Below are 21,518 nucleotides of genomic sequence, written 5' to 3'. Positions count from 1 at the left end.
CATGAAAACTCCAGTAATTGTTGATTGTATTCGTACACCTATGGGGCGTTCACGTAATGGTATTTTTCGCCACACTCGCGCTGAAGATTTAAGCGCCCACTTAATGAAAGGTTTACTTGATCGTAACCCAGCATTAAATCCTTCACAGATAGACGATATCTACTGGGGTTGTGTTCAGCAAACCCTAGAGCAAGGCTTTAATATTGCACGTAATGCCGCTTTGTTAGCAGGCATTCCACACACTGTGCCAGCAGTAACCGTAAATCGCTTATGTGGCTCATCAATGCAAGCTATTCACGATGCCGCTCGCGCAATTATGACCGGCGCGGGTGATGTCTATATTGTGGGTGGTGTTGAGCACATGGGCCATGTACCAATGAGCCACGGTGTTGACTTTCATGCGGGCTTATCTAAATCAGTAGCGCAAGCTGCGGGTATGATGGGCTTAACAGCAGAGTACTTAGCAACATTGCATGGCATTAGTCGCCAACAACAAGATGAGTTTGCGGTACGCTCACATCAACGAGCTTATGCAGCAACGGTTGAAGGTCGTTTTAAACGCGAAATTTTACCAACGCTTGGCCATGACGAAGACGGTACTTTAATCAGTATTGATACCGATGAAGTGATCCGCCCTGAAACAAATCTTGAAGGTTTAGGGCAACTTCGTCCTGCTTTTAATCCAGCAACAGGTACAGTAACAGCAGGTACATCATCGGCGCTTTCTGATGGTGCATCTGCAATGTTGATGATGTCTGAAGAAAAAGCATTAGAACTTGGTTTACCAATTCGTGCCCGCGTTAAAGCAATGGCGGTTGCCGGTTGCGATCCGTCTATCATGGGTTATGGCCCAGTACCAGCAAGCCAAAAAGCGCTAAAAGCCGCAGGTATTACGATTGAGGATATCGGTGTAGCCGAGTTAAATGAAGCCTTTGCAGCGCAAGCATTACCTGTGCTGAAAGATTTAGGCCTAGCAGACGTTGTTGATGAAAAAGTGAACCTAAACGGAGGGGCGATTTCGTTAGGTCATCCATTAGGATGCTCTGGTACGCGTATCAGCACAACCTTATTACATTTAATGGAAGATAAAAACGCAAAATATGGTTTAGCAACTATGTGTATTGGGTTAGGCCAAGGCATAGCAACTGTTTTTGAACGCCCTTAATCTACATTAAAAGCAGCCCTTGTGGCTGCTTTATATCTCTTGGTGACTAGGTAAAGGGAGTTTAATAGTAAAACAACTGCCCTTGCCTATTTCGCTTCTCACTTCAATAGACCCATGATGTACCTCGATAATTTTAAAGCTAATTGATAACCCAAGCCCTGTGCCCACCCCAACCGGTTTAGTGGTAAAAAAAGGGTCAAACAATCGCTGCTTAACTTGGCTATCCATTCCACAACCTTGATCTTCTATCGCCAAACAAACTCGCTCGTCTTTTAAGTAAGAGTTAATTTGAATCAACCCGCCATCGGGCATGGCTTGCTTAGCATTCATAACAATATTTAAGATAACTTGTTCTATCTGATTTTTAGTTCCTAATACATCAGGAATAAGCTCGCACAACGCTAACTTAACGTCGTACTTACCATACTTAAATTCAGAACCCAAAATAGAAAGCACAGAATCAACACAGCTATTGATATTAAACTTAATCGAGTTTTCCTGGCCCGAATGCGAAAATGTTTTTAAGTCCTTAACAATAACCTTTACCCGCTCAAGTCCGCCCATGCAGGACTCTATAATCGCTTTACTGTCTTGTAATAAAAAAGCAACCTCTTCACCACGCTCAGCATCACCTAAATCAACCGATAAAAATACTTCTCTTAATTCACTGATGTATTCCTGCAAAGAGGTAATATTACTCGTCACATATCCAATAGGGTTGTTAATTTCATGTGCAACACCGGCAGCTAACTGGCCTATCGATGCCATTTTTTCAGCCTGAGTAAGCTGTTGCTGAGTCTGTGCTAATGAGTGATATGCTTTATTTAGCTCTTTGTATTTTTTATCTAATTTTAACTCTGCCAATTTACGACCCAGCGCAATCTTAACTAAGTTACGCCCTGATTCTAACGTTTGTAATTTTGAACTATCGAGCTGTTTATCGTTCTCAAAAAAAATAGCCAATAAATGATATTGCTTATTCTTAAATAAAGGTAATACCACCACATATTCAAATTGATTATTACTGGTAAAAAAAGATTTAGCACCCATTAATACCGTTTCAAATTCAGCCTCATTAATCGCTAAAATCAGCTGCTTTGCATTAATTGAAGACATTAACTCAGGTACTTTTATCTCACAATCATGCATTTTCTTATGTAAAGGAATTGCAATATTGCCCGCAAGATCACACTTCACATAAGCACTGCAAGTCGAAAAAAAACTTGCTGTACGAACTAAAAAACTTTCAATGATTGATTCTAAAGATGTTTGGCTGAAAGTAACCGTGGCCAAGAAGGTTAAAAATTCGAGCTGATTCTGGCGCGACTCAACAGAAGCGGTTTGATTTATTAATTGCTGTTCAACGTGCGTTAAAGCCGCCTGACTTTTTAGTAATTGCTTTTCAAATTGCAATCTTAAGTGGCGCTCGTGATCCAATTGACTTTCTATGGTATTAACCAAAGTCTCTGATTGCTTAGCATCAGGCACATGAACTCCAGATAAGTGTGAGCTTATATTATGAATTAAAAAGAAAAATTAGCGGTAACTCATGTCTAAACTATAATTTAGTTTATGCCATTAAGCTTGTTAATAATAAAAACACTTCTCTACTGTTTTAGACCCCAATAAAGAGATTTTCAACTATGCCTGAGACCTTTAAACCAAAAATCGTATTTGTTGATGATGAAACTGAAGTTCTCATGGCATTGAAACGTATTTTTAGACGGGATTATGAAATTACCACTTTTGATGATCCTAGTGCAGCAATTGAGTTTTTATCAAAAAACAAAGTTCATTTAGTGATCAGCGATATGAAAATGCCCCATATCTCGGGCGCTAAAGTACTGGCAGCTACCAAAGAATTACAACCAAAAAGCAAGCGTATTTTATTATCGGGCTACTCAGATATGCAAAGCACCATAGAAGCAATCAATCAAGGAGGAATACACGCTTATATCACTAAGCCTTGGGATAATACTCAAATAAAAGAGCTTGTAGCAGACGCGGTTACTAGCGTTATTCTTGAAGTTAAAAATGAGCGACTTACCCACCAACTCCATAAAAAAAACAAAGAACTAGAAGAACTAAATCGTTTGCTCGATGAAAAAGTAAGTCAGCGTACCGCATCGCTAAACGAAAGCTTAACAAAGCTCAGCACCGCATCAACAAAACAAAGGCGCCTATTACATCAAGTTATCGAGATGATTTCATTAATTGCTGCTGAACAACGTGATAGCCATTATGAAAACGATATTCGTATCGCTAAACAATGTAGACTTTTAGGACACAAGCTAAAACTTGATAAAAACAGTTTAACCCACCTCTATCTAGCCGCTTCACTACACGAATTGGGCAAGATATCCTTACCCGAATACCTCTTAACGATTCCAGAATCTACGATGACAAATGAGCAACTTTTAATGCTTCATAAACAAGCCACTAAAGGGGCTGAAATTATTGATACAATCCCATCATTGCATGATGTATCGGATATTTTGAGGTATCAATATGAAAAATTCTCTGGAAATGGTTACCCAGGTGAAAAAAAGGCTGAACAAATTCCAATAGGAGCTCGAATTTTAGCTATAGTGCGTGATTATGATAAATATATCTCTGGGGCATTTTCTAAAAAAAAGCTCAACCCGCGAGATGCTTTATTAGCAATAAAGTCCCTAGCAAACAAAACCTATGATGCTAAAATTGTTGATGCTTTTGCTAATTTACTCGCCAACATTCCGCCAGGTAGCGACGCACAATTTTGCCTAACAACAGACATGCTCAAAGCCGGAATGATCATTGCCCAAGATATTAAATACGCCAATGGGAGTGTACTACTAACCGAGGGTAGTCTTTTAACCAATGCGGCGATAGGCAGAATGGAACAGTACGAAGCAGAATACGATTTCAGCTTTTTAGTTTTTGTTATTGTGCCCGATATCAACAAGTAAATACGCTGCTTAATTGATGTTTAACGAGCGGTTTTAAAAATCGAACGCACCTCTAAATACAATGAATTACAACCTAATACTGATGTATGATTTAGTATTAGGCCTGATTAAGTGCGTCTTCACGTGTTTTATATTTGAAGCCTCTTACATAAACCCCTAAACTAACGCCTCTTTTAATATAGGGACTGTTATGTCACATTTTGATTCTACCGATCACACCTTAGATGCTATTGGTTTACGCTGCCCAGAGCCGGTCATGATGATCCGTGGTACCATTCGCAAAATGCAGCCAAATGAAACTGTCTTGATCTTAGCTGATGACCCATCGACCACGCGTGATATTCCAAGCTTTTGTCGCTTTATGGATCATACGCTGGTGGCAGCTCAAACAGAGACGTTGCCTTTTCAATATGTCATAAAAAAAGGCCTGTAAATACAGGCCCATTCTTTATTCAAATATTTGATTAATTGTTACCAATGGTTTTTCTATATTTCTAAAATTAATGCTCACTTGGTACCAACCCGCTTCATAAGGCGAAAAACTAAAGTAGTTATACACACTGTCACAGTTTGCTTGAACAGGAATACCTAGCTCTAAAAACTTATCTAAATCCTCATTGTTATAACCACAATTAAGACCTGCACTCCATGTTTCATCGGCAATTTTGAATTCATACGCTTTGCCAACTGCTGTAAATTTAACTTTAGTTTGGTATATATCCTTACTTACTGGCGCTAGTTGATATTCAGGCTGGCTTTCCCATAAAGAAAAATCTCCACGCAAATATAACGGACGATCAATTTTATTCACCGTGGTTGCTTCAGAAGTAAATGTATCTGGACTTGAACACGCGCTAAGCAGCGTTGCTAACACGACCGGCAGAATCAATTTTTTCATTGTTATTATCCTCGTTGATTTTTCTTTTAAAAATAAGGTGTCTTTATAAATAATATACATTAATTTCAATGTGTTATTTAGTTTAATACGACAGCATCAAATAAAAAAGCCGACTTTCGTCGGCTCTTTTTTATTTTTGTAGTACAGATATATCTGCAACTTGTAAAAATAAACTTCTAAGCTCGTTTAATAACGTAAAACGATTTTGTTTAACGGCTTCATCTTCAGCCATTACCATTACATTATCAAAAAAGGTATCAACCGGCTCACGAATAGCCGCTAGCTTTTCGAGCACACTTTGATAGTCACCGGAAGCAATAACAGGTGCAAGCTCTGCTTGATAACGCTTCACTTGAGCTGCCAACTCTTTTTCTGCTGCTTCTACAAGTAAGGTCTCGTTTACTTGCTCTGCTGCTTTAAAGTCATTTTTAGCTAAGATATTCGCAACACGTTTATTTGCCGCTGCAAGTGCTGCGGCTTGCTCTAAGTTTCTAAAGTGGCTTACCGCTTTAACTCGACGATCAAAATCTAACGGTTGGCTTGGACGGCGCGCTAACACCGCTTGAATAACATCAACCTCAATACCTTGATCTTGATACCAAGCACGGAAACGGCCAAGTAAAAATTCAAATACTTCCTCAGCTACATTTTCATTTGATAATTTATCACCAAATAAAGTCATGGCCTTGGTAATAATTTCAAGGACATCAAGCTCAAGATCTTTTTCTACAATGATACGCAATGCACCAATGGCTGCACGACGTAAAGCAAATGGATCTTTGTCACCTTTAGGTGCTTGGCCAATACCAAAAATACCGACTAACGAATCGAATTTATCCGCCAATGCAACTGAGCAGCTAATCAAACTACTTGGTAACGCATCACCAGAAAAACGAGGCATGTATTGCTCATTTTGCGCCAGAGCAACCGCTTCTGTTTCACCATCATGGCGAGCATAATGCATTCCCATAATGCCTTGTACGTCGGTGAACTCCATGACCATTTCGGTCATCAGGTCAGTTTTACTGAGTAAACCTGCGCGAGTCGCATCAACAACAGATGCGCCAAGTTTTTCAGCAATAAACCCTGACAGTGCAGCAATACGTTCAGATTTATCTTTTAACGTGCCAAGGTCTTTTTGAAATAAAACGGTTTCTAACGAAGTAAGGCGACTTTCCAGCGTTTTCTTCTTATCCGTTTCAAAGAAAAATTGTGCATCAGCTAAACGTGGACGCACTACTTTTTCATTACCGGCAATAACCTGCGCGGGGTTTTTACTTTCTATGTTCGATACAAATAAAAACTTATTTAGTAAGTTGCCATTTTGATCTAACAAAGGAAAATACTTTTGGTCATCCTTCATCGTGAAAATTAACGCTTCAGATGGTACAGTTAAAAACGACTCTTCAAATGTTGCGGTTAACGTAACAGGCCATTCAACTAACGACGTTACCTCTTCAAGTAGCGACTCATCCATAGCAACAATAGCGTTATGCTCAGCTGCTAAAGCTTCTATTTGGCCTTTAATTAAGGCTTTGCGTGCTTCGTAATCAGCAACAACATATGCTTTTTCAAGTGCGGCAAACGCTTCATCTGCATGATTAATTTCGATACGTGCTGGATGATGAAAACGATGACCCTGTAGTTGATTTGAAATCGCTTTGCCTAAAATAGTGCCCTCAACTAATGATGCCCCATAAAAGACAGTCACGGTATGTACAGGACGAATAAACTGGGTTTTATATGCCCCCCAGCGCATTGGTTTGGCGATAGGTAATTTAGCTAAAGCACTGCTCAATGCATCTGGTATTAAACTTTCTACCGCCTGACCAGCCACTTTTGCAACATGCAATAACCAAGCACCCTTATCAGTCTCTAAACGTTCAGCTTGTTCAACTTCAATACCACAACCACGAGCCCAGCCTATCGCCGCTTTAGTAGGATTACCATCAGCATCAAATGCAGCTTGTAAAGCAGGACCTCGTTTTTCAACTTCTTTATCCTGCTGCGAATTAATTAAACCAAATACTTTTACACCTAGACGACGTGGTGATGCATACCAAGAGGCTGATTCATAGCTCAGCTCTAATGTTGCAAGTTCATCGCAAAAATTTTGCAGTAATGCTTCGGCCAATGTGCGTAATGATTTTGGAGGTAATTCTTCTGTTCCAATTTCAATTAATAAATTATTTGTATTCATTTTTTGTCCTTAACCTTTACACAACGGAAAACCAAGCGCTTCACGCGCTTCGTAATAACTTTGAGCACAGGCTTTTGATAAGGCTCTAACTCTTAAAATATAACGTTGACGTTCAGTAACCGAAATTGCATGACGTGCATCAAGTAAATTAAAGGCATGAGATGCTTTCATCACTTGTTCATATGCTGGTAGTGGCAAGCCTGCTTCGATAAGCTTTTGACTCTCTTTTTCACACTGATCAAATTGTGCAAATAATGCTGTTACATCGGCATATTCAAAATTATAAGTCGATTGTTCAACTTCATTTTGATGGAAAACATCACCGTAAGTAACTTTACCAAATGGACCATCAGCCCATACTAGGTCATACAAACTATCAACACCTTGAATATACATAGCCAGACGCTCTAAACCGTAAGTGATCTCACCTGTCACTGGAGAGCACTCTAAACCGCCTACTTGTTGGAAATAAGTAAATTGCGTTATTTCCATACCATTTAGCCAAATTTCCCAACCTAAACCCCAAGCTCCCAAAGTTGGCGATTCCCAGTTGTCTTCAACAAAACGGACTTCGTCGGTTAATGTATCAATACCCACAGCAGCAAGTGAGCCCAAATAAAGCTCTTGAATGTTATCTGGAGATGGTTTTAATACCACTTGAAATTGATAGTAATGCTGTAAACGATTTGGATTTTCACCGTAACGACCATCGGTAGGACGACGACATGGCTGAACGTAAGCACTCGACATTGGCTCTGGTCCAATGGATTTTAAAAATGTTAATGGATGAAATGTCCCTGCGCCCACTTCCATATCGAGTGGTTGTGCAATCACACAGCCTTGCTGTGCCCAGTAATCCTGTAATGCCAGAATTAAACCTTGAAAGGTTTTAGTATCGTATTTTTGCATGATTATTAGTATCGCTTATGCTTATTGCAGCCCGAAATTAGACTCAGTATAACCCGTGATGCGCTCGGTTTTAAGCAGTTTGTTTCAGTTAAAAAATAAAAAAGGAGACCAAATGGTCTCCTTTTTTTTAGCGTGTTTTTTTAAACATCTAAATTTACAACGCGTAATGCATTGCGCTCAATGAACTCACGTCGAGGTTCAACTTGATCACCCATCAGAGTAGCAAATAGCTGATCGGCGGCAATCGCATCTTCAATTTTAACTTGGAGCATACGGCGTGCACTTGGATCCATCGTTGTTTCCCATAATTGACTTGGATTCATTTCACCTAGTCCTTTATAGCGCTGAATGTATAAACCACGTTTCGATTCAGCAATCAACCAATCAAGAGCGTCAACAAAGTTAGTTATTTCTAGCGTTTTCTCACCACGCTGAATATAACCACCTTCTTCAATCAGGTTTGCCATTAGCTCACCTGTTTTCTTGATTTTACGGTAGTCATGCGACGTAATGAAATCAAGGTTCAAGATGTGGTCTTTATCAATACCATGTTGGCGAATAGTGATGACTGGGAATGTTAAATTACGCTCCGCGTCAAAGTGAGTATTTGCATTGAAGATTGTTGCATCAACATCTTCACTCACTAATGAGTCAACAACAGCTTGTGTCCAAGCAATTACTTTTGCAGAATCTTTTAAATCTACTTCTTCAAGTGCTGGCTGATAAATTAACTGCTTCAAAATAGACTCAGGGTATTTTCGAGTCAAACGCGCGATAACACCTTCTGTAGCTTGATAATCTTTAACAATATTTTCTAATGCCAAACCACTAATTGCAGGCGCTTTATCATTTACAAATAAAGAACTGTCTTCAAGTGCAAGCGTCGTTAAATATTCTGTTAATGCTGGATCATCTTTAATATAGCGCTCTTGCTTACCTTTTTTCACTTTATAAAGTGGTGGCTGAGCAATATAAATATAGCCTCGCTCTACAATTTCCGGCATTTGGCGATAGAAAAAGGTCAACAGTAACGTACGAATATGCGAACCGTCGACGTCAGCATCGGTCATGATGATAATGCTGTGGTAACGTAATTTTTCCGGCTTATATTCATCACGCCCAATCCCACAACCTAATGCAGTAATAAGCGTTGCGACTTCCTGAGAAGAAAGCATTTTATCAAAACGTGCTTTTTCTACGTTTAGAATCTTACCTTTTAATGGCAAAATTGCTTGGTTTTTACGATTACGACCCTGTTTGGCAGATCCACCTGCCGAGTCACCTTCCACGATATACAGTTCAGACAGTGCAGGATCTTTTTCTTGGCAATCAGCCAATTTACCCGGTAAACCAGCTAAATCCATTGCACCTTTACGACGAGTCATATCACGAGCACGACGCGCAGCTTCACGAGCGCGAGCGGCATCAACTATTTTAGTAACAACAATCTTGGCTTCTGTTGGGTGCTCTAATAAAAACTCAGTAAGCTTTTCTGTCATAGCCTGTTCAACAGCCGACTTTACTTCACTTGATACTAATTTATCTTTGGTCTGTGATGAGAATTTTGGGTCGGGTACTTTTACAGAAATAACCGCAGTTAAACCTTCACGTGCATCATCACCTGAGGCACTGGTTTTTTCTTTTTTATTAAACCCTTCTTTATCCATATAATTGTTTAAAGTACGGGTCAATGCACCACGGAAACCGGCAAGGTGAGTACCACCATCACGCTGTGGAATATTATTGGTAAAACAATAAACGCCCTCTTGGAAACCATCGTTCCACTGCATCGCCACTTCAACGCTGATACCGTCTTCTTCACGGGTTGAATTAAAATGAAATACACTTTGATGAACAGGTGTTTTATTCTTATTTAAATACTCAACAAACGCTTTAATACCACCTTCATATTTAAAGTGATCATTACGCTCATCTCGCTCGTCCATTAAACGAATGCTAACACCAGAGTTTAGGAATGAAAGTTCGCGTAAACGTTTTGCTAAAATATCATAATGATAATTTAAATCAGTAAAAGTCTCGCCACTTGGCCAAAAGCGAATCTCAGTACCTGTTGTATCCGACTCACCGATTACGGCTAATGGCGCATCAGGCACACCGCGAGTATAAAATTGCTCATGCACTTTACCTTCGCGACGAATTGTTAGACGTAGCTTTTCAGACAAAGCATTTACAACTGATACACCTACACCGTGTAAACCACCTGATACTTTATAAGAGTTATCATCAAACTTACCACCGGCATGTAATACCGTCATGATAACTTCAGCTGCAGATATGCCTTCTTCTTCATGAATTGATGTTGGAATACCACGACCATTATCACGAACAGAGACTGAACCATCCGTGTGAATCATAATAGCAATGTCATCACAATGACCTGCAAGTGATTCATCGATTGAGTTATCTACAACTTCAAACACCATGTGATGTAGACCGGATCCATCATCCGTGTCACCAATGTACATTCCTGGACGCTTTCTAACTGCATCCAATCCTTTTAGTACTTTAATACTCGACGAATCGTAAATTTCAGACATGGTTTATTCCAATTAACTTGTTATTAGTTTGCCATGTTTCACGTGGAACATTTCTAATTTTCTTTTCATAGGTTCCAACACGGCGGATACACTTTCAGACTCAATAGCGGTTATAAATATTTGTGAATGACATTGAGCAAGTAACTGCCCTACATCTTTTCGCGTATCAATACTTAACTCTGAGCATAAATCATCTATTAATAAAATTGACTGCTTTTGTGTTTCAGCTTCAATGATATAATTTTGTGTCACCTTAAGTGCATAGATTAATAACTTAAGCTGACCACGAGAAAAATAGTTTTCAACCAAAGTATCATTAATCCAAAAGGTTAAATCTGCTTTATGTGGTCCAAAACTAGTGAAACCTTGTTTCACATCCCGAGTAAAACTTTGTATTAGGAGTTCTGATAACTCCGCTTCATCTTTCCAGCCACTGTTGTACTTAATTTCTAAGTTTACAATTAGTGGTAAATTAGCGGCTATTTTATCAAAAAAAACGTTACGAAACCTCTCTAAATACGTTTTTCTCAACGTATTTATTTCGTACGCTAACCTTACAAATTCTTTATCCCAATACTTAATTTGCTCATGATAGTTATGTGGTTTTTGCTTTAAAAGCGCATTCCTTTGTTTTAATAGTTTATTAAATGATAGCCACAAAGAAAAGAAATCATGTTCCACGTGGAACAATCCAAAGTCTAAAAACTTCCGACGCTCTTTAGGGCCACCAAAAAACAAAGCATAACTTTCAGGTGTAATAAGTTGAACAGGTATTAATTCGGCAAGCTCAGCTATTTTACGACTCGCTTTGCCTTGAATTTTTAACTCGGTATCGCCTGCTTGGTTTTTACTAATTCCAACGGGCAATAATAATTGGTCTATGCGTTTTTTAGCATGTATTACAAATGTTTCTTGATGATGTTGAATAATCGTTTTGTATTTTATAGTACGAAACGATTTTCCATGAGAAAGGTAATAAATAGCTTCAAGTAAACTAGTTTTGCCACTTCCATTTTCACCGTAAATAATATTAACGCCATCAACGGGTGAAAATGAAAGATCTGCTAAATTACGAAAGTTTTTAACAGTAACTAGCTCTAAGCTCATTGCTATAAACGCATAGGCATAACAACATACATAGCTTCATCATCGCCAGTACCTTCAACTAGAGCACTACTGTTTGAATCCGATAAAGTGAAGCTGACATCTTCAGTTTTTAATGTATTAAGTACATCAAGCACATAAGAAACATTAAAACCGATTTCTAAATCAGGGCCGCTATAATCAACTTCAACAATTTCCTCTGCCTGCTCTTGCTCAGGATTATTAGCTGTGATTTTTAACTCACCAGCAGAAAAATTAAGACGCACACCACGAAACTTTTCATTTGATAAAATAGATACGCGAGAAAATGCGCTACGTAGCCACTCTCTATTAGCGGTAACCACTTTATCACCGCCACGCGGTAAAACACGACGATAATCAGGAAAACGTCCATCTACTAGTTTACTGGTGAAAGTGAACTCTTGATCAATAATTCTAAAATGATTTGCACCAAATTGAATCGTGACCAAGTTATCATCACTGACCATTAAACGCATAATTTCTTGCACACCTTTGCGAGGTATGATCAATTGACGTTGTGTATTAAGAGAGTAATCTAATTTTTTTTGCGATAAGGCTAAACGATGACCGTCCGTCGCGACTGTTTTAATTTCAGCATTATCGACCTCAAACGACATTCCATTTAGATAATAACGAACATCTTGGTTCGCCATCGAAAAATGTGTGCTTTCTAATAACTTACGTAATTCATTACGAGTTACTTGAAAATCAACTTCTCCATCCCATTCCTCTAAATTAGGAAAATCGAGCGCAGATAAAGAAGAAAGCGAAAAGCGACTTTTTCCCGAAGTTAATAAAACCTGAGAATCTTGAGCTGAAAGCGTAATGTCGCTGCCATCTGGTAAGCTTTTACAAATATCGAGTAATTTTTTAGCGGGCAAAGTCAGTTTACTGTCTTCGACAAAGTGATTTAATGTAACGCAAGCGACTAACTCAATTTCTAAATCAGTCCCGGTCATCATTAATTTACCATCTGCTATTTCGAGCAATACATTAGATAAAATAGGTAATGTATGTTTACGCTCAATCGCCCCTGATACTTGGATCAATGGCTTAAGAAATTGGTCTCTTGGAATTGTTATTTGCATCATTGAGCTAACCTTAAGATGAGAGTGTTCTTATCAGGTTTTGATAATCTTCTTTAATTTCATGCGTTTCTTCACGTAGTGATTTAATTTTACGGCACGCATGTAAAACAGTTGTGTGATCGCGACCACCAAACGCATCCCCTATTTCAGGTAGACTGTGGTTAGTGAGCTCTTTCGAAAGTGCCATCGCAACTTGGCGTGGACGCGCAACAGAACGGCTGCGGCGCTTAGATAATAGATCTGAAACTCGGATCCGGTAATATTCAGCAACCGTGCGTTGAATATTATCAATCGTGACTAGTTTATCTTGTAACGCTAATAAATCTCGTAAAGCTTCTTTAACAAAATCAATGGTTATTGGACGGCCTGTGAAGTTAGCATTCGCTATCACCCTATTAAGCGCACCTTCTAACTCTCGAACATTTGAACGTAACCTTTTCGCAATAAAAAAAGCCACCTCTTCAGGGAGTTTTATTTTACTTTGCTGCGCTTTTTTCATTAAAATTGCAACACGGGTTTCAAGTTCTGGCGGCTCAATAGCTATCGTTAACCCCCAACCGAAACGCGATTTTAGACGATCCTCAACCCCCTCGATCTCTTTAGGATAACGATCGGATGTCAAAATGATCTGCTGATTTCCTTCGAGTAATGCATTAAAAGTATGAAAGAATTCTTCTTGTGAACGCTCTTTGTTAGCAAAAAATTGAATGTCATCAATTAATAGTGCATCAACACTACGGTAATAACGCTTAAATTCTTCAATGGCATTATTTTGCAGCGCACGCACCATATCTTGCACAAAGCGCTCAGAATGCATGTAAGCAATTTTGGCATTCGGTTTATTGGCTAAAATGCCATTACCAACAGCATGCAATAAGTGTGTTTTACCTAAGCCTGTGCCACCATAAATAAATACAGGATTAAATGCTGTACCAGGATTATCAGCAACTTGCGATGCTGCCGCTTTGGCTAACTGGTTAGATTTACCTTCAACAAAACTATCAAAGGTATAGGTTTCTTTAATATTTGATTTATGTGCGTTTTTTAGAGCTGGCTCAACCTGTTGTGGCGAGCTCACTTCTGCACGGGTTTTATTAGACGGTGGATTTTGGGCTTCATTAATCATAGCGGGAGCTGGTTTATTCAAAACAGGCTTACTGCCTACATCAAAACGAAGCGTTGGCGTTTCGTTGCCACAAATTTCAACTAATAACTCATTAATACGGTTTAAATACTTTTCTCTTACCCAATCAAGCACAAAACGATTAGGCGCGTAAATGGTCAAGGTATCCTCGGTACTTTCCGCCTGCAATGGACGAACCCACATACTAAATTGTTGTGAAGGTAGTTCATCTTGTAGGACATATAAACAACTTTGCCAAACCGACAGATACACAGTTAACTCCCAGTGCTGAAACAGTATTCCCGTTCATCAATACGATACAGAAATAGCGTACTTAAACGCAATATAGCATGCCATTATGAATCGACTTTATCCACAAGTTCAATATTGATTTTTTTTTAATTTGTGATCTAGCGTTAAAAAACACATAAACCCATGTTTAATAATGAAATATATTTTTAATCTTTAAGAAGATAAACTGGTGATAACTTTGCAGATCCGTGACAAAAAAACCGATCTATTCAAGTTTTCCAGAGCTTGTTGACTATTTAGCCACTGCCATTGTGGAAAACTTTTGTTAACGAAAGGATCTATTTTGATCCAATGAAAAAGACGTTACTATATATAGCTATTATTGAGTTCGATTAAATCATGCGCTAAACGCTTTTATGATTGACTTTGATAAGTGATATCTATAACATCTCGCGCTCGCAATGGCACCTGTGCCAGGATCGCGACCTGCATAGGATGTTTTTACTTTAACCGATCGGAGAAATGTTATGAAAAGAACTTTTCAACCAAGCGTAATCAAACGCAAACGTAATCACGGTTTCCGTGCTCGCATGGCAACTGTAAATGGACGTAAAGTCTTAGCACGTCGTCGTGCAAAAGGCCGTAAAGTACTTTCTGCTTAATATTAGTGGAAAGCTTTGGCTTTGGCAGGGAGTTACGTTTACTAACTCCCTCGCATTACTCAAAAGTCTTCAATGAGCCTGTTAGGGCTGCAACTGAAAATTTTACCCTTCTTGCAAAACCTAATGATGTAAATAAACCTCGTTTAGGTCTTACTGTCGCAAAAAAACGCGTTAAACAAGCCAACCAACGTAACCGTATAAAACGTCTCGCTCGCGAAAGTTTTCGCTTAAGTCAACACAAACTCGACAATATCGATATCGTGTTAATGGTTAAAGATGGCTGCGATTTACAAGATAATACTTTACTGCGTAAACAACTCGACAAGCTTTGGTTAAAGATTAACGAACGCTGTAAACCAGGCGCACCAAAACCCGCACCGTTTATAAAACGTCCACGCAAGCCTTCAAAATAAAACAATCTACAACATTAGCGATAGAATTCACTAGGCAATTGAGGTATCTTTAGGTCACCTTTTAATCATGCCGTTTTGCCTGATGCAAAACAAACAATAGTAGGTAAATCACTGTTGTTAAATAGGCTATTGTGTAGGCAAATACTATGGTTCGAATAGCTAAAATACCGCAAGCTATTTTATTGCTTTTGATCACCGGTTATCAAAAATGGATTAGTCCATTCTTAGGCCCACATTGTCGCTTTAATCCAACTTGTTCAAGTTATGCTATGGGTGCAATTAAAAACCATGGAGTAATAAGAGGTGGTTGGTTATCACTAAAACGTATATTAAAATGTCACCCTTTGCATTCAGGCGGAGATGATCCTGTGCCTGAAATAAAACATCCAATTAATCATAAATACGAGAAATAAGAGCTGTTATGGAATCTCAACGCACGTTTTTATTTATCGGTTTATTGTTAGTGTCATTTTTATTATTTCAAGAATGGAATAATGACTATAACCCTCAACAACAAACCGTACAGAGTGCTTCAACACAAGTAAAAGATGCAACCCAATCAACTGGTGATACGTTTATCCCATCATCAAGTGACTCTTCTGTTCCGGGTCAAATTCAACGTCCAAGTCAATCTTATATCTCAGTCACTACTGACGTATTGACAGTTAAGTTAGACACCAAAGGCGGTGATATTGTAGAAGCAAACTTAATACAATATCCCGAGCAACAACATGGTGACGTACCCTTTATGTTACTTGGTGAATTTACTGGTAATCAGTATTTTTCACAAAGTGGTTTAATTGGTATTGATGGCCCAGATGCAAGCCAACAAGGTCGCCCTATTTATAGTGCTGAGCAACAAAGTTATACGTTGGTTAATGACGAACTTCGCATCCCACTTACGTATGTAAACGATACAGGCATTGAATTTGTTAAAACCTATGTGTTTAAAAAAGGCAATTATGCTGTTGATGTTGAATACACCATCAATAACAAATCTGCAAATGCAGCTACAGTACAGTTATTTACTCAGGTAAAACGCACTATTCAAGATAAAGGCAGCATGGTTGATCAAAACTATTTAGGTTTTGCTTACGGCGCGTTTGAAAAGCCTTACGAAAAATATTCTTTTTCTGATATTGAAGATAAAAACTTAAGTATTGATACTCAAGGTGGTTATATCTCGTTTATTCAGCATTACTTTGTAAGTGCTTGGGTACCAAAACAAGATGAGCAAAATAATATTTACTCACGTAAATTATCTGATAACTCAGCCATGATGGGGATTAAAGGTCCGTTAACGACGATTGCAGCTGGGCAACAACAGCTATTAACTGCAACTTATTACATGGGACCTAAAGATCAAGAATCACTAAAAGCACTGCATGATGACTTAGATTTAACGGTCGATTACGGTATTTTATGGTTTATCAGCCAACCACTCTTTTCATTACTAAAATGGCTTTATGGTCTTTTAGGCAACTGGGGTTTAGCTATTATTGCCATCACGATTATCGTGAAAACTTTGTTATACCCACTGACTAAAGCGCAATACACCTCAATGGCGAAAATGCGTAACTTGCAGCCAAAAATTATGGCATTAAAAGAAAAGCATGGCGAAGACAAACAAAAGTTTGGCCAAGCTATGATGGAAATGTACCGCAAAGAGAAAGTGAACCCGATGGGTGGCTGTTTCCCTCTGCTACTACAAATGCCTATTTTCTTAGCGTTATTTTATGTATTCCTTGAATCTGTCGAATTACGCCATGCTGAATTTGGTTTATGGTTAATGGACTTATCAGCAAAAGACCCATACTACATTTTACCAATTCTATTTGGTGCGAGTATGTTCTTAACCCAAAAACTACAACCAATGACAGTTACCGACCCAATGCAGCAAAAAATGATGACCTATATGCCGGTTATCTTCTCTGTATTCTTCTTATGGTTCCCGTCAGGTTTAGTTTTATACTGGTTAGTATCCAACCTTATCTCTATTGCGCAGATGCTTATCATCTACCGCGGTATGGAGAAAAAAGGTATTAAAGTTAGAGGTTAATCCTCTAACAACTAAAAAGGCGACTTAGGTCGCCTTTTTTTATCGCTATTACCCGTCTGCATAGCCGCATTAAATGCTTTGTTATACAATAAAAGCCATGTCCTTCTTTGAAATAACATCATGATCAATCAAGAAACAATCGCAGCACAAGCAACTGCCCCTGGTCGAGGTGGCGTTGGGATCATCCGTGTATCGGGTAAACTTGCCCGCTCCGTCGCTGAGCAACTTCTCGGACGTTGTCCTAAAACACGTTATGCCGAGTACCTTCCTTTTAAAGCACTTTCAGGTGATGAGTTAGACCAAGGTATCGCATTGTTTTTTGAAGGCCCGAATTCATTTACTGGCGAAGATGTATTAGAACTTCAAGGTCATGGCGGCCCAGTTGTACTCGATATGCTACTCAAGGAAATTTGTAAAATAGACGATGTTCGTCTCGCCAAACCAGGTGAGTTTAGTGAGCGCGCCTTTATGAATGATAAGCTTGATTTAACGCAAGCCGAAGCCATTGCCGACTTAATTAATGCAACCTCAGAGCAAGCAGCTAAAAGCGCCCTACACTCGCTACAAGGTGAATTTTCAAAGCATATTTCAACGCTTGTAGAACAAGTTATTCATCTACGCATGTATGTTGAAGCCGCTATCGATTTTCCTGATGAAGAAATCGATTTTTTATCAGATGGTAAAGTATCAGCCGATTTAAATGCCATTATCAGCCAATTGAGTGAAGTAGCTAATCAGGCTAAGCAAGGTAGCATTATTCGCGAAGGTATGAGAGTGGTAATTGCAGGCCGCCCGAATGCAGGCAAATCAAGTTTACTAAATGCGCTTGCTGGGCGTGATGCAGCCATTGTAACGGATATTGCAGGCACGACCCGAGATGTATTACGAGAACACATTCATATTGATGGCATGCCACTTCATATCATCGATACTGCAGGCTTACGTGACAGCCCAGATATCGTTGAACAAATAGGGATTGAACGCGCTTGGGATGAAATAAAACAAGCCGATCGCGTATTGTTTATGCTTGATGGCACAGAGAGTACAGACACCGATCCTGCGGCGATTTGGCCTGAATTTATCGATAAATTACCCGCCAATTTAGGCATTACGGTGATCAGGAATAAAATTGATTTATCCGGTGAGCAAGTCAGTATTCAGGAACACCATAACCATCCGGTCATCAGTTTAAGCGCTAAAAATAATCAAGGTATTGATTTAGTGCGAGAACATTTAAAGCAATGTATGGGCTATCAAGGTGCTACCGAAGGTGGATTTATGGCGCGTCGCCGCCATTTAGAAGCGCTTTCAAATGCCGCTTACCATCTTCAAACTGGTAAAGATCAGCTAGAAATGCACATTGCTGGCGAAATTTTGGCAGAAGAACTTCGCCTTACTCAGCAATTCCTCAATGAAATTACAGGTGAATTTACTTCCGATGACTTACTCGGGAAAATATTTAGCTCGTTCTGTATCGGTAAATAATCATCATGTATATTAAGGCGCGTTAAGCGCCTTTTTATTTTCCATCACACATATCCCTTCACTGCCGTAAATGGCCAGCCTGATAAAACCCAACTCAGTATAGTGACTGTTTTTTAAAACTGGATATTCACATGAATCACTATACATTTTTTAAAAACCTTCACTTAGGTGAAAAACCATTAATTTTACCCAATGCTTGGGATCCTCTTTCAGCCATAATACTTGAACATGTTGGATTTAAAGCATTGGGGACAACTAGCTGGGGAATGGCTAATACACGAGGTCAAAACGATGCCGAACAATGCTATTTTGAAACCTTCTTAAAACAAACTAGCGCTATTATAAATGCTGTATCAGTACCAGTGACTGTCGATATAGAATCAGGATACAGCGATGATCATGCAGAAATTTGCGAGCATGTATTACAAATAGCACGCTTAGGAGCTGTTGGGATTAATATTGAAGATTCATCTAAACGACGTAAGTCTTTGCGTACAATGGATGATCAAGCAGATATTTTATCTAAATTAAAACATGTCTTAAAAAAAGAAGGATACTCAGAGTTCTTCATTAATGCCCGATCTGATGTGTTTTTAGAGGGTGATATTAGTATCGATGATGCTATAAAACGTATCACAACATATCAATTATCAGGAGCTGATGGGGTCTTTCTACCGGGTCTAAACGATGAAAAAATGATAAAAAGAGTCATTCAATCCACCTCAATTCCTATCAATTTAATGGCCCAAAAAGGCTTACTTGATTATCCAAAAGCGACGTTTTTAGGCATAAATAGACTGTCAATTGGCAATGGATTATCTGATGCGGTAATCTCTTTTATTCATCAACTTGCCAATTTAATGTATAAAGAAAACGATCTTACAACAATGTTTGATCATCCCGATATAAGTGTAACGTTCATTTAATAAACTAATATCAACAAAAATCGAGTACTTATGGATTCATTTTGACACTAAAGTAAGTGAATCCTAAGCGCTTGATCAGCGCAGCTAAAATGTCTAAACGCCATTCTCTCATGGTATCAGTGCGGCCATGACGGACAACATAGCCAACTTTTGTTTGCGTATTGATGCCTAGTAAGTGATACTTATTGGGCGTTAATTGTGACTCTTGAATGAAAAGATCATCAATTCCACGTGCTTCAACCAGTCGAATAAACTCCCCTTCTTTGATCCGATGAAAGATCACACTCATACAAAACCTCAAAATAAACACTACATAATGCCATTATGTAAATAATTATTAATTTAAACAATGAACCAAACTAAGAAAACGCCTTACAAATCGTTTTTTTCAAATTATTTTTACTAAACCCCCCTATTTTATGTCTGATTTGGCTTTTATTTTAAGTTTTCTAAAAATATTTTTAGCGGCTTTCAGTGCAGATCGAGCCACATAATGAATAGATCTATCCACAAGCATGACAAAAACCATAAAAATTGCTTCATTACACTATTCACCTTAAAGAAATAGATAAAGTAGACTCTGTAAGGCCTCGTAAATAAGGCTAAACTGATTTTAATGACACCTTAATAAGATCTTTCCCCACCTTTATTCACAAGTTGATCACTGGTAAAAAAAGCTGATCTATATAAATAAGCTAATATAATCAATAAATTAAAAAACAAAACCATCATTAGTACATAAAACAAACAAAAGTATTTAATTAATACCCACAGATGATCTTCTGTTTAGCCTGTTAATTGTTTATGATCACTCAAAAGAATACTGACAAAATAGAAAATGAAAACGATCCACATTATAGTTGGCAGCCAAATGGGATCTGCTGAGTACACAGCAGAACAGATCCACCAAGCACTCAACACGCTTAATATCACTAATGAACTTCATGAATTTCCTGATCCAAGCATGATCCCAACAGAAAATGTGATCTGGTTAATTTGCACCTCCACGCATGGTGCTGGCGATTTACCTGATAATTTACAAGAATTTGCAACACATATTATCGGAGTTAATTCATTATCAGCGATTGAATATGGCATAGTTGGTTTAGGTGATCGCAGTTACGACACGTTTAATCAAGCGTCTAAAACAATTGATGTATTACTGACAAATAAAGGTGCAAAGCTTATAGGTCAAAGGCTAGAGATAGATGTACTTGATGCAGAACTGCCTGAAGATATCGCATTAGCATGGTTACCTAACTGGTTATCGCAAATTTCAAGATAATATTTAAAAGATCGTTTTCAATAGGTTATCCACAAAATATCATTTTTTTAGATCTGATTGTGTATAAACACTGAGTATCCTGCATTTTTAGCATGCACTATCCACTGGATAAAAAAAGACCCGGATCACCCTGTGCATAAAAGAGCCTTTTAAACAGAGCTTACACAAAGGTAGATCCGATCATATTAACAAGATTCGATCTGATCTAACTTCATGATGCTACAAATGAAAAAAGACTTATCAACAGAAAAGCCGATCACTAATAGTAAGATCTAATAAAGATCTCTTTAAAAGATCCTTTATTTATATAAGATCTTTTATCTAGATCCTGCGTAAAATTTAACCGTTTCCCTTCTGTGAATTTATAGGTAGAATACGCTCCCCTTGGTAATTTGCTGACACTTTGTAATAGGATCTGATAG

At 38.5% G+C, this 21,518-nt stretch carries 20 protein-coding genes; 11 read left to right on the top strand and 9 right to left on the bottom strand.

Annotation, left to right across the window (positions count from 1 at the left end):
- Position 1: 1 nt before the first annotated feature.
- Positions 2 to 1,165, top strand: coding sequence for an acetyl-CoA C-acyltransferase FadA (gene fadA / locus AC3KZC_RS00100; RefSeq protein ID WP_490579738.1), 1,164 nt, complete (start codon positions 2 to 4; stop codon positions 1,163 to 1,165).
- A gap of 30 nt (positions 1,166 to 1,195) precedes the next feature.
- On the opposite strand, the gene AC3KZC_RS00095 is transcribed toward fadA, so the two are convergent.
- Complete coding sequence (locus tag AC3KZC_RS00095) at positions 1,196 to 2,653, bottom strand: sensor histidine kinase (RefSeq protein ID WP_490579739.1); 1,458 nt, start codon at positions 2,651 to 2,653, stop codon at positions 1,196 to 1,198.
- Positions 2,654 to 2,808: 155 nt separating this feature from the next.
- Here AC3KZC_RS00095 and nosR point away from each other — a divergent pair, with 155 nt between their 5' ends.
- Together nosR and tusA are read left to right on the top strand one after the other, a co-directional pair.
- The gene (gene nosR, locus AC3KZC_RS00090) at positions 2,809 to 4,113 is read left to right on the top strand and encodes a response regulator c-di-GMP phosphodiesterase, NosR family (protein WP_490579740.1); all 1,305 of its coding nucleotides are present in this window, start codon (positions 2,809 to 2,811) and stop codon (positions 4,111 to 4,113) included.
- Between the two features lie 190 nt (positions 4,114 to 4,303).
- Positions 4,304 to 4,546, top strand: coding sequence for a sulfurtransferase TusA (gene tusA / locus AC3KZC_RS00085; RefSeq protein WP_490579741.1), 243 nt, complete (start codon positions 4,304 to 4,306; stop codon positions 4,544 to 4,546).
- A 15-nt stretch (positions 4,547 to 4,561) separates the two neighbouring features.
- Here the strand turns inward: tusA and AC3KZC_RS00080 are convergent, their stop codons facing one another.
- From AC3KZC_RS00080 to dnaA, 7 genes are all read right to left on the bottom strand, one after another.
- The gene (locus AC3KZC_RS00080; protein ID WP_490579742.1) at positions 4,562 to 5,011 is read right to left on the bottom strand and encodes an early set domain-containing protein; all 450 of its coding nucleotides are present in this window, start codon (positions 5,009 to 5,011) and stop codon (positions 4,562 to 4,564) included.
- A gap of 130 nt (positions 5,012 to 5,141) precedes the next feature.
- Positions 5,142 to 7,211: a glycine--tRNA ligase subunit beta gene (glyS, locus tag AC3KZC_RS00075; protein WP_490579743.1), complete on the bottom strand. Its 2,070-nt coding sequence runs from the start codon at positions 7,209 to 7,211 to the stop codon at positions 5,142 to 5,144.
- A 9-nt stretch (positions 7,212 to 7,220) separates the two neighbouring features.
- The gene (gene glyQ / locus AC3KZC_RS00070; RefSeq protein WP_490579744.1) at positions 7,221 to 8,120 is read right to left on the bottom strand and encodes a glycine--tRNA ligase subunit alpha; all 900 of its coding nucleotides are present in this window, start codon (positions 8,118 to 8,120) and stop codon (positions 7,221 to 7,223) included.
- Positions 8,121 to 8,260: 140 nt separating this feature from the next.
- Positions 8,261 to 10,678 carry a DNA topoisomerase (ATP-hydrolyzing) subunit B gene (gene gyrB / locus AC3KZC_RS00065; protein WP_490579745.1) on the bottom strand — a complete coding sequence of 806 codons (2,418 nt, stop codon included), beginning with the start codon at positions 10,676 to 10,678 and terminating at the stop codon, positions 8,261 to 8,263.
- A gap of 12 nt (positions 10,679 to 10,690) precedes the next feature.
- Positions 10,691 to 11,785, bottom strand: coding sequence for a DNA replication/repair protein RecF (recF, locus tag AC3KZC_RS00060; protein ID WP_490579746.1), 1,095 nt, complete (start codon positions 11,783 to 11,785; stop codon positions 10,691 to 10,693).
- A gap of 2 nt (positions 11,786 to 11,787) precedes the next feature.
- Positions 11,788 to 12,891, bottom strand: coding sequence for a DNA polymerase III subunit beta (gene dnaN, locus AC3KZC_RS00055; RefSeq protein WP_490579775.1), 1,104 nt, complete (start codon positions 12,889 to 12,891; stop codon positions 11,788 to 11,790).
- A gap of 13 nt (positions 12,892 to 12,904) precedes the next feature.
- Complete coding sequence (gene dnaA, locus AC3KZC_RS00050; protein ID WP_490579747.1) at positions 12,905 to 14,287, bottom strand: chromosomal replication initiator protein DnaA; 1,383 nt, start codon at positions 14,285 to 14,287, stop codon at positions 12,905 to 12,907.
- Positions 14,288 to 14,793: 506 nt separating this feature from the next.
- Here dnaA and rpmH point away from each other — a divergent pair.
- The 7 genes from rpmH to AC3KZC_RS00015 all read left to right on the top strand — a co-directional run bounded on the left by rpmH (position 14,794) and on the right by AC3KZC_RS00015 (position 19,811).
- Entirely contained in the window at positions 14,794 to 14,928 is a 135-nt protein-coding gene (gene rpmH, locus AC3KZC_RS00045) for a 50S ribosomal protein L34 (protein ID WP_009838893.1), read from the top strand.
- A 5-nt stretch (positions 14,929 to 14,933) separates the two neighbouring features.
- A complete protein-coding gene (gene rnpA, locus AC3KZC_RS00040) occupies positions 14,934 to 15,341 on the top strand; it encodes a ribonuclease P protein component (RefSeq protein ID WP_490579748.1) in 408 nt (135 codons plus the stop codon).
- 146 nt (positions 15,342 to 15,487) lie between these two features.
- Positions 15,488 to 15,754, top strand: a complete 267-nt coding sequence (gene yidD / locus AC3KZC_RS00035; RefSeq protein WP_490579749.1) for a membrane protein insertion efficiency factor YidD — start codon at positions 15,488 to 15,490, stop codon at positions 15,752 to 15,754.
- Positions 15,726 to 15,836: a PQ-loop domain-containing transporter gene (locus AC3KZC_RS00030; protein ID WP_119081615.1), complete on the top strand. Its 111-nt coding sequence runs from the start codon at positions 15,726 to 15,728 to the stop codon at positions 15,834 to 15,836. Before yidD ends, AC3KZC_RS00030 begins: the two co-directional genes overlap by 29 nt.
- A complete protein-coding gene (yidC, locus tag AC3KZC_RS00025; protein WP_490579776.1) occupies positions 15,805 to 17,400 on the top strand; it encodes a membrane protein insertase YidC in 1,596 nt (531 codons plus the stop codon). The genes AC3KZC_RS00030 and yidC overlap by 32 nt, the downstream gene beginning before the upstream one ends.
- 120 nt (positions 17,401 to 17,520) lie before the next feature.
- The gene (mnmE, locus tag AC3KZC_RS00020; RefSeq protein ID WP_490579750.1) at positions 17,521 to 18,885 is read left to right on the top strand and encodes a tRNA uridine-5-carboxymethylaminomethyl(34) synthesis GTPase MnmE; all 1,365 of its coding nucleotides are present in this window, start codon (positions 17,521 to 17,523) and stop codon (positions 18,883 to 18,885) included.
- Positions 18,886 to 19,016: 131 nt separating this feature from the next.
- Positions 19,017 to 19,811, top strand: a complete 795-nt coding sequence (locus AC3KZC_RS00015; protein WP_490579751.1) for an isocitrate lyase/PEP mutase family protein — start codon at positions 19,017 to 19,019, stop codon at positions 19,809 to 19,811.
- A gap of 28 nt (positions 19,812 to 19,839) precedes the next feature.
- On the opposite strand, the gene AC3KZC_RS00010 is transcribed toward AC3KZC_RS00015, so the two are convergent.
- Positions 19,840 to 20,100 (bottom strand): hypothetical protein, encoded by a 261-nt coding sequence (locus AC3KZC_RS00010; protein ID WP_490579752.1) that lies wholly within the window; start codon positions 20,098 to 20,100, stop codon positions 19,840 to 19,842.
- Positions 20,101 to 20,649: 549 nt separating this feature from the next.
- Between AC3KZC_RS00010 and AC3KZC_RS00005 the strand changes: the two genes are divergently transcribed.
- On the top strand, positions 20,650 to 21,096 hold the full coding sequence (locus AC3KZC_RS00005) for a flavodoxin domain-containing protein (protein ID WP_490579753.1): 447 nt from the start codon (positions 20,650 to 20,652) through the stop codon (positions 21,094 to 21,096).
- Positions 21,097 to 21,518: the final 422 nt, after the last annotated feature.

Source organism: Pseudoalteromonas sp. J2K-J031 (assembly GCF_058197095.2).
The sequence above is the reverse complement of the archived record's forward strand: the minus strand, read 5'-3'. Positions and strand labels throughout refer to the sequence as shown.

Excerpts from the sequence above, each read along its gene's own strand:
- glyS (WP_490579743.1), bottom strand. The coding sequence starts at position 7,211 with ATGAATACAAATAATTTATTAATTGAAATTGGAACAGAAGAATTACCT.
- fadA (WP_490579738.1), top strand. The coding sequence starts at position 2 with ATGAAAACTCCAGTAATTGTTGATTGTATTCGTACACCTATGGGGCGT.
- mnmE (WP_490579750.1), top strand. The coding sequence starts at position 17,521 with ATGATCAATCAAGAAACAATCGCAGCACAAGCAACTGCCCCTGGTCGA.
- rpmH (WP_009838893.1), top strand. The coding sequence starts at position 14,794 with ATGAAAAGAACTTTTCAACCAAGCGTAATCAAACGCAAACGTAATCAC.
- dnaN (WP_490579775.1), bottom strand. The coding sequence starts at position 12,891 with ATGCAAATAACAATTCCAAGAGACCAATTTCTTAAGCCATTGATCCAA.
- tusA (WP_490579741.1), top strand. The coding sequence starts at position 4,304 with ATGTCACATTTTGATTCTACCGATCACACCTTAGATGCTATTGGTTTA.
- glyQ (WP_490579744.1), bottom strand. The coding sequence starts at position 8,120 with ATGCAAAAATACGATACTAAAACCTTTCAAGGTTTAATTCTGGCATTA.
- recF (WP_490579746.1), bottom strand. The coding sequence starts at position 11,785 with ATGAGCTTAGAGCTAGTTACTGTTAAAAACTTTCGTAATTTAGCAGAT.
- gyrB (WP_490579745.1), bottom strand. The coding sequence starts at position 10,678 with ATGTCTGAAATTTACGATTCGTCGAGTATTAAAGTACTAAAAGGATTG.
- AC3KZC_RS00080 (WP_490579742.1), bottom strand. The coding sequence starts at position 5,011 with ATGAAAAAATTGATTCTGCCGGTCGTGTTAGCAACGCTGCTTAGCGCG.
- AC3KZC_RS00015 (WP_490579751.1), top strand. The coding sequence starts at position 19,017 with ATGAATCACTATACATTTTTTAAAAACCTTCACTTAGGTGAAAAACCA.
- yidD (WP_490579749.1), top strand. The coding sequence starts at position 15,488 with ATGGTTCGAATAGCTAAAATACCGCAAGCTATTTTATTGCTTTTGATC.
- AC3KZC_RS00010 (WP_490579752.1), bottom strand. The coding sequence starts at position 20,100 with ATGAGTGTGATCTTTCATCGGATCAAAGAAGGGGAGTTTATTCGACTG.
- AC3KZC_RS00005 (WP_490579753.1), top strand. The coding sequence starts at position 20,650 with ATGAAAACGATCCACATTATAGTTGGCAGCCAAATGGGATCTGCTGAG.
- nosR (WP_490579740.1), top strand. The coding sequence starts at position 2,809 with ATGCCTGAGACCTTTAAACCAAAAATCGTATTTGTTGATGATGAAACT.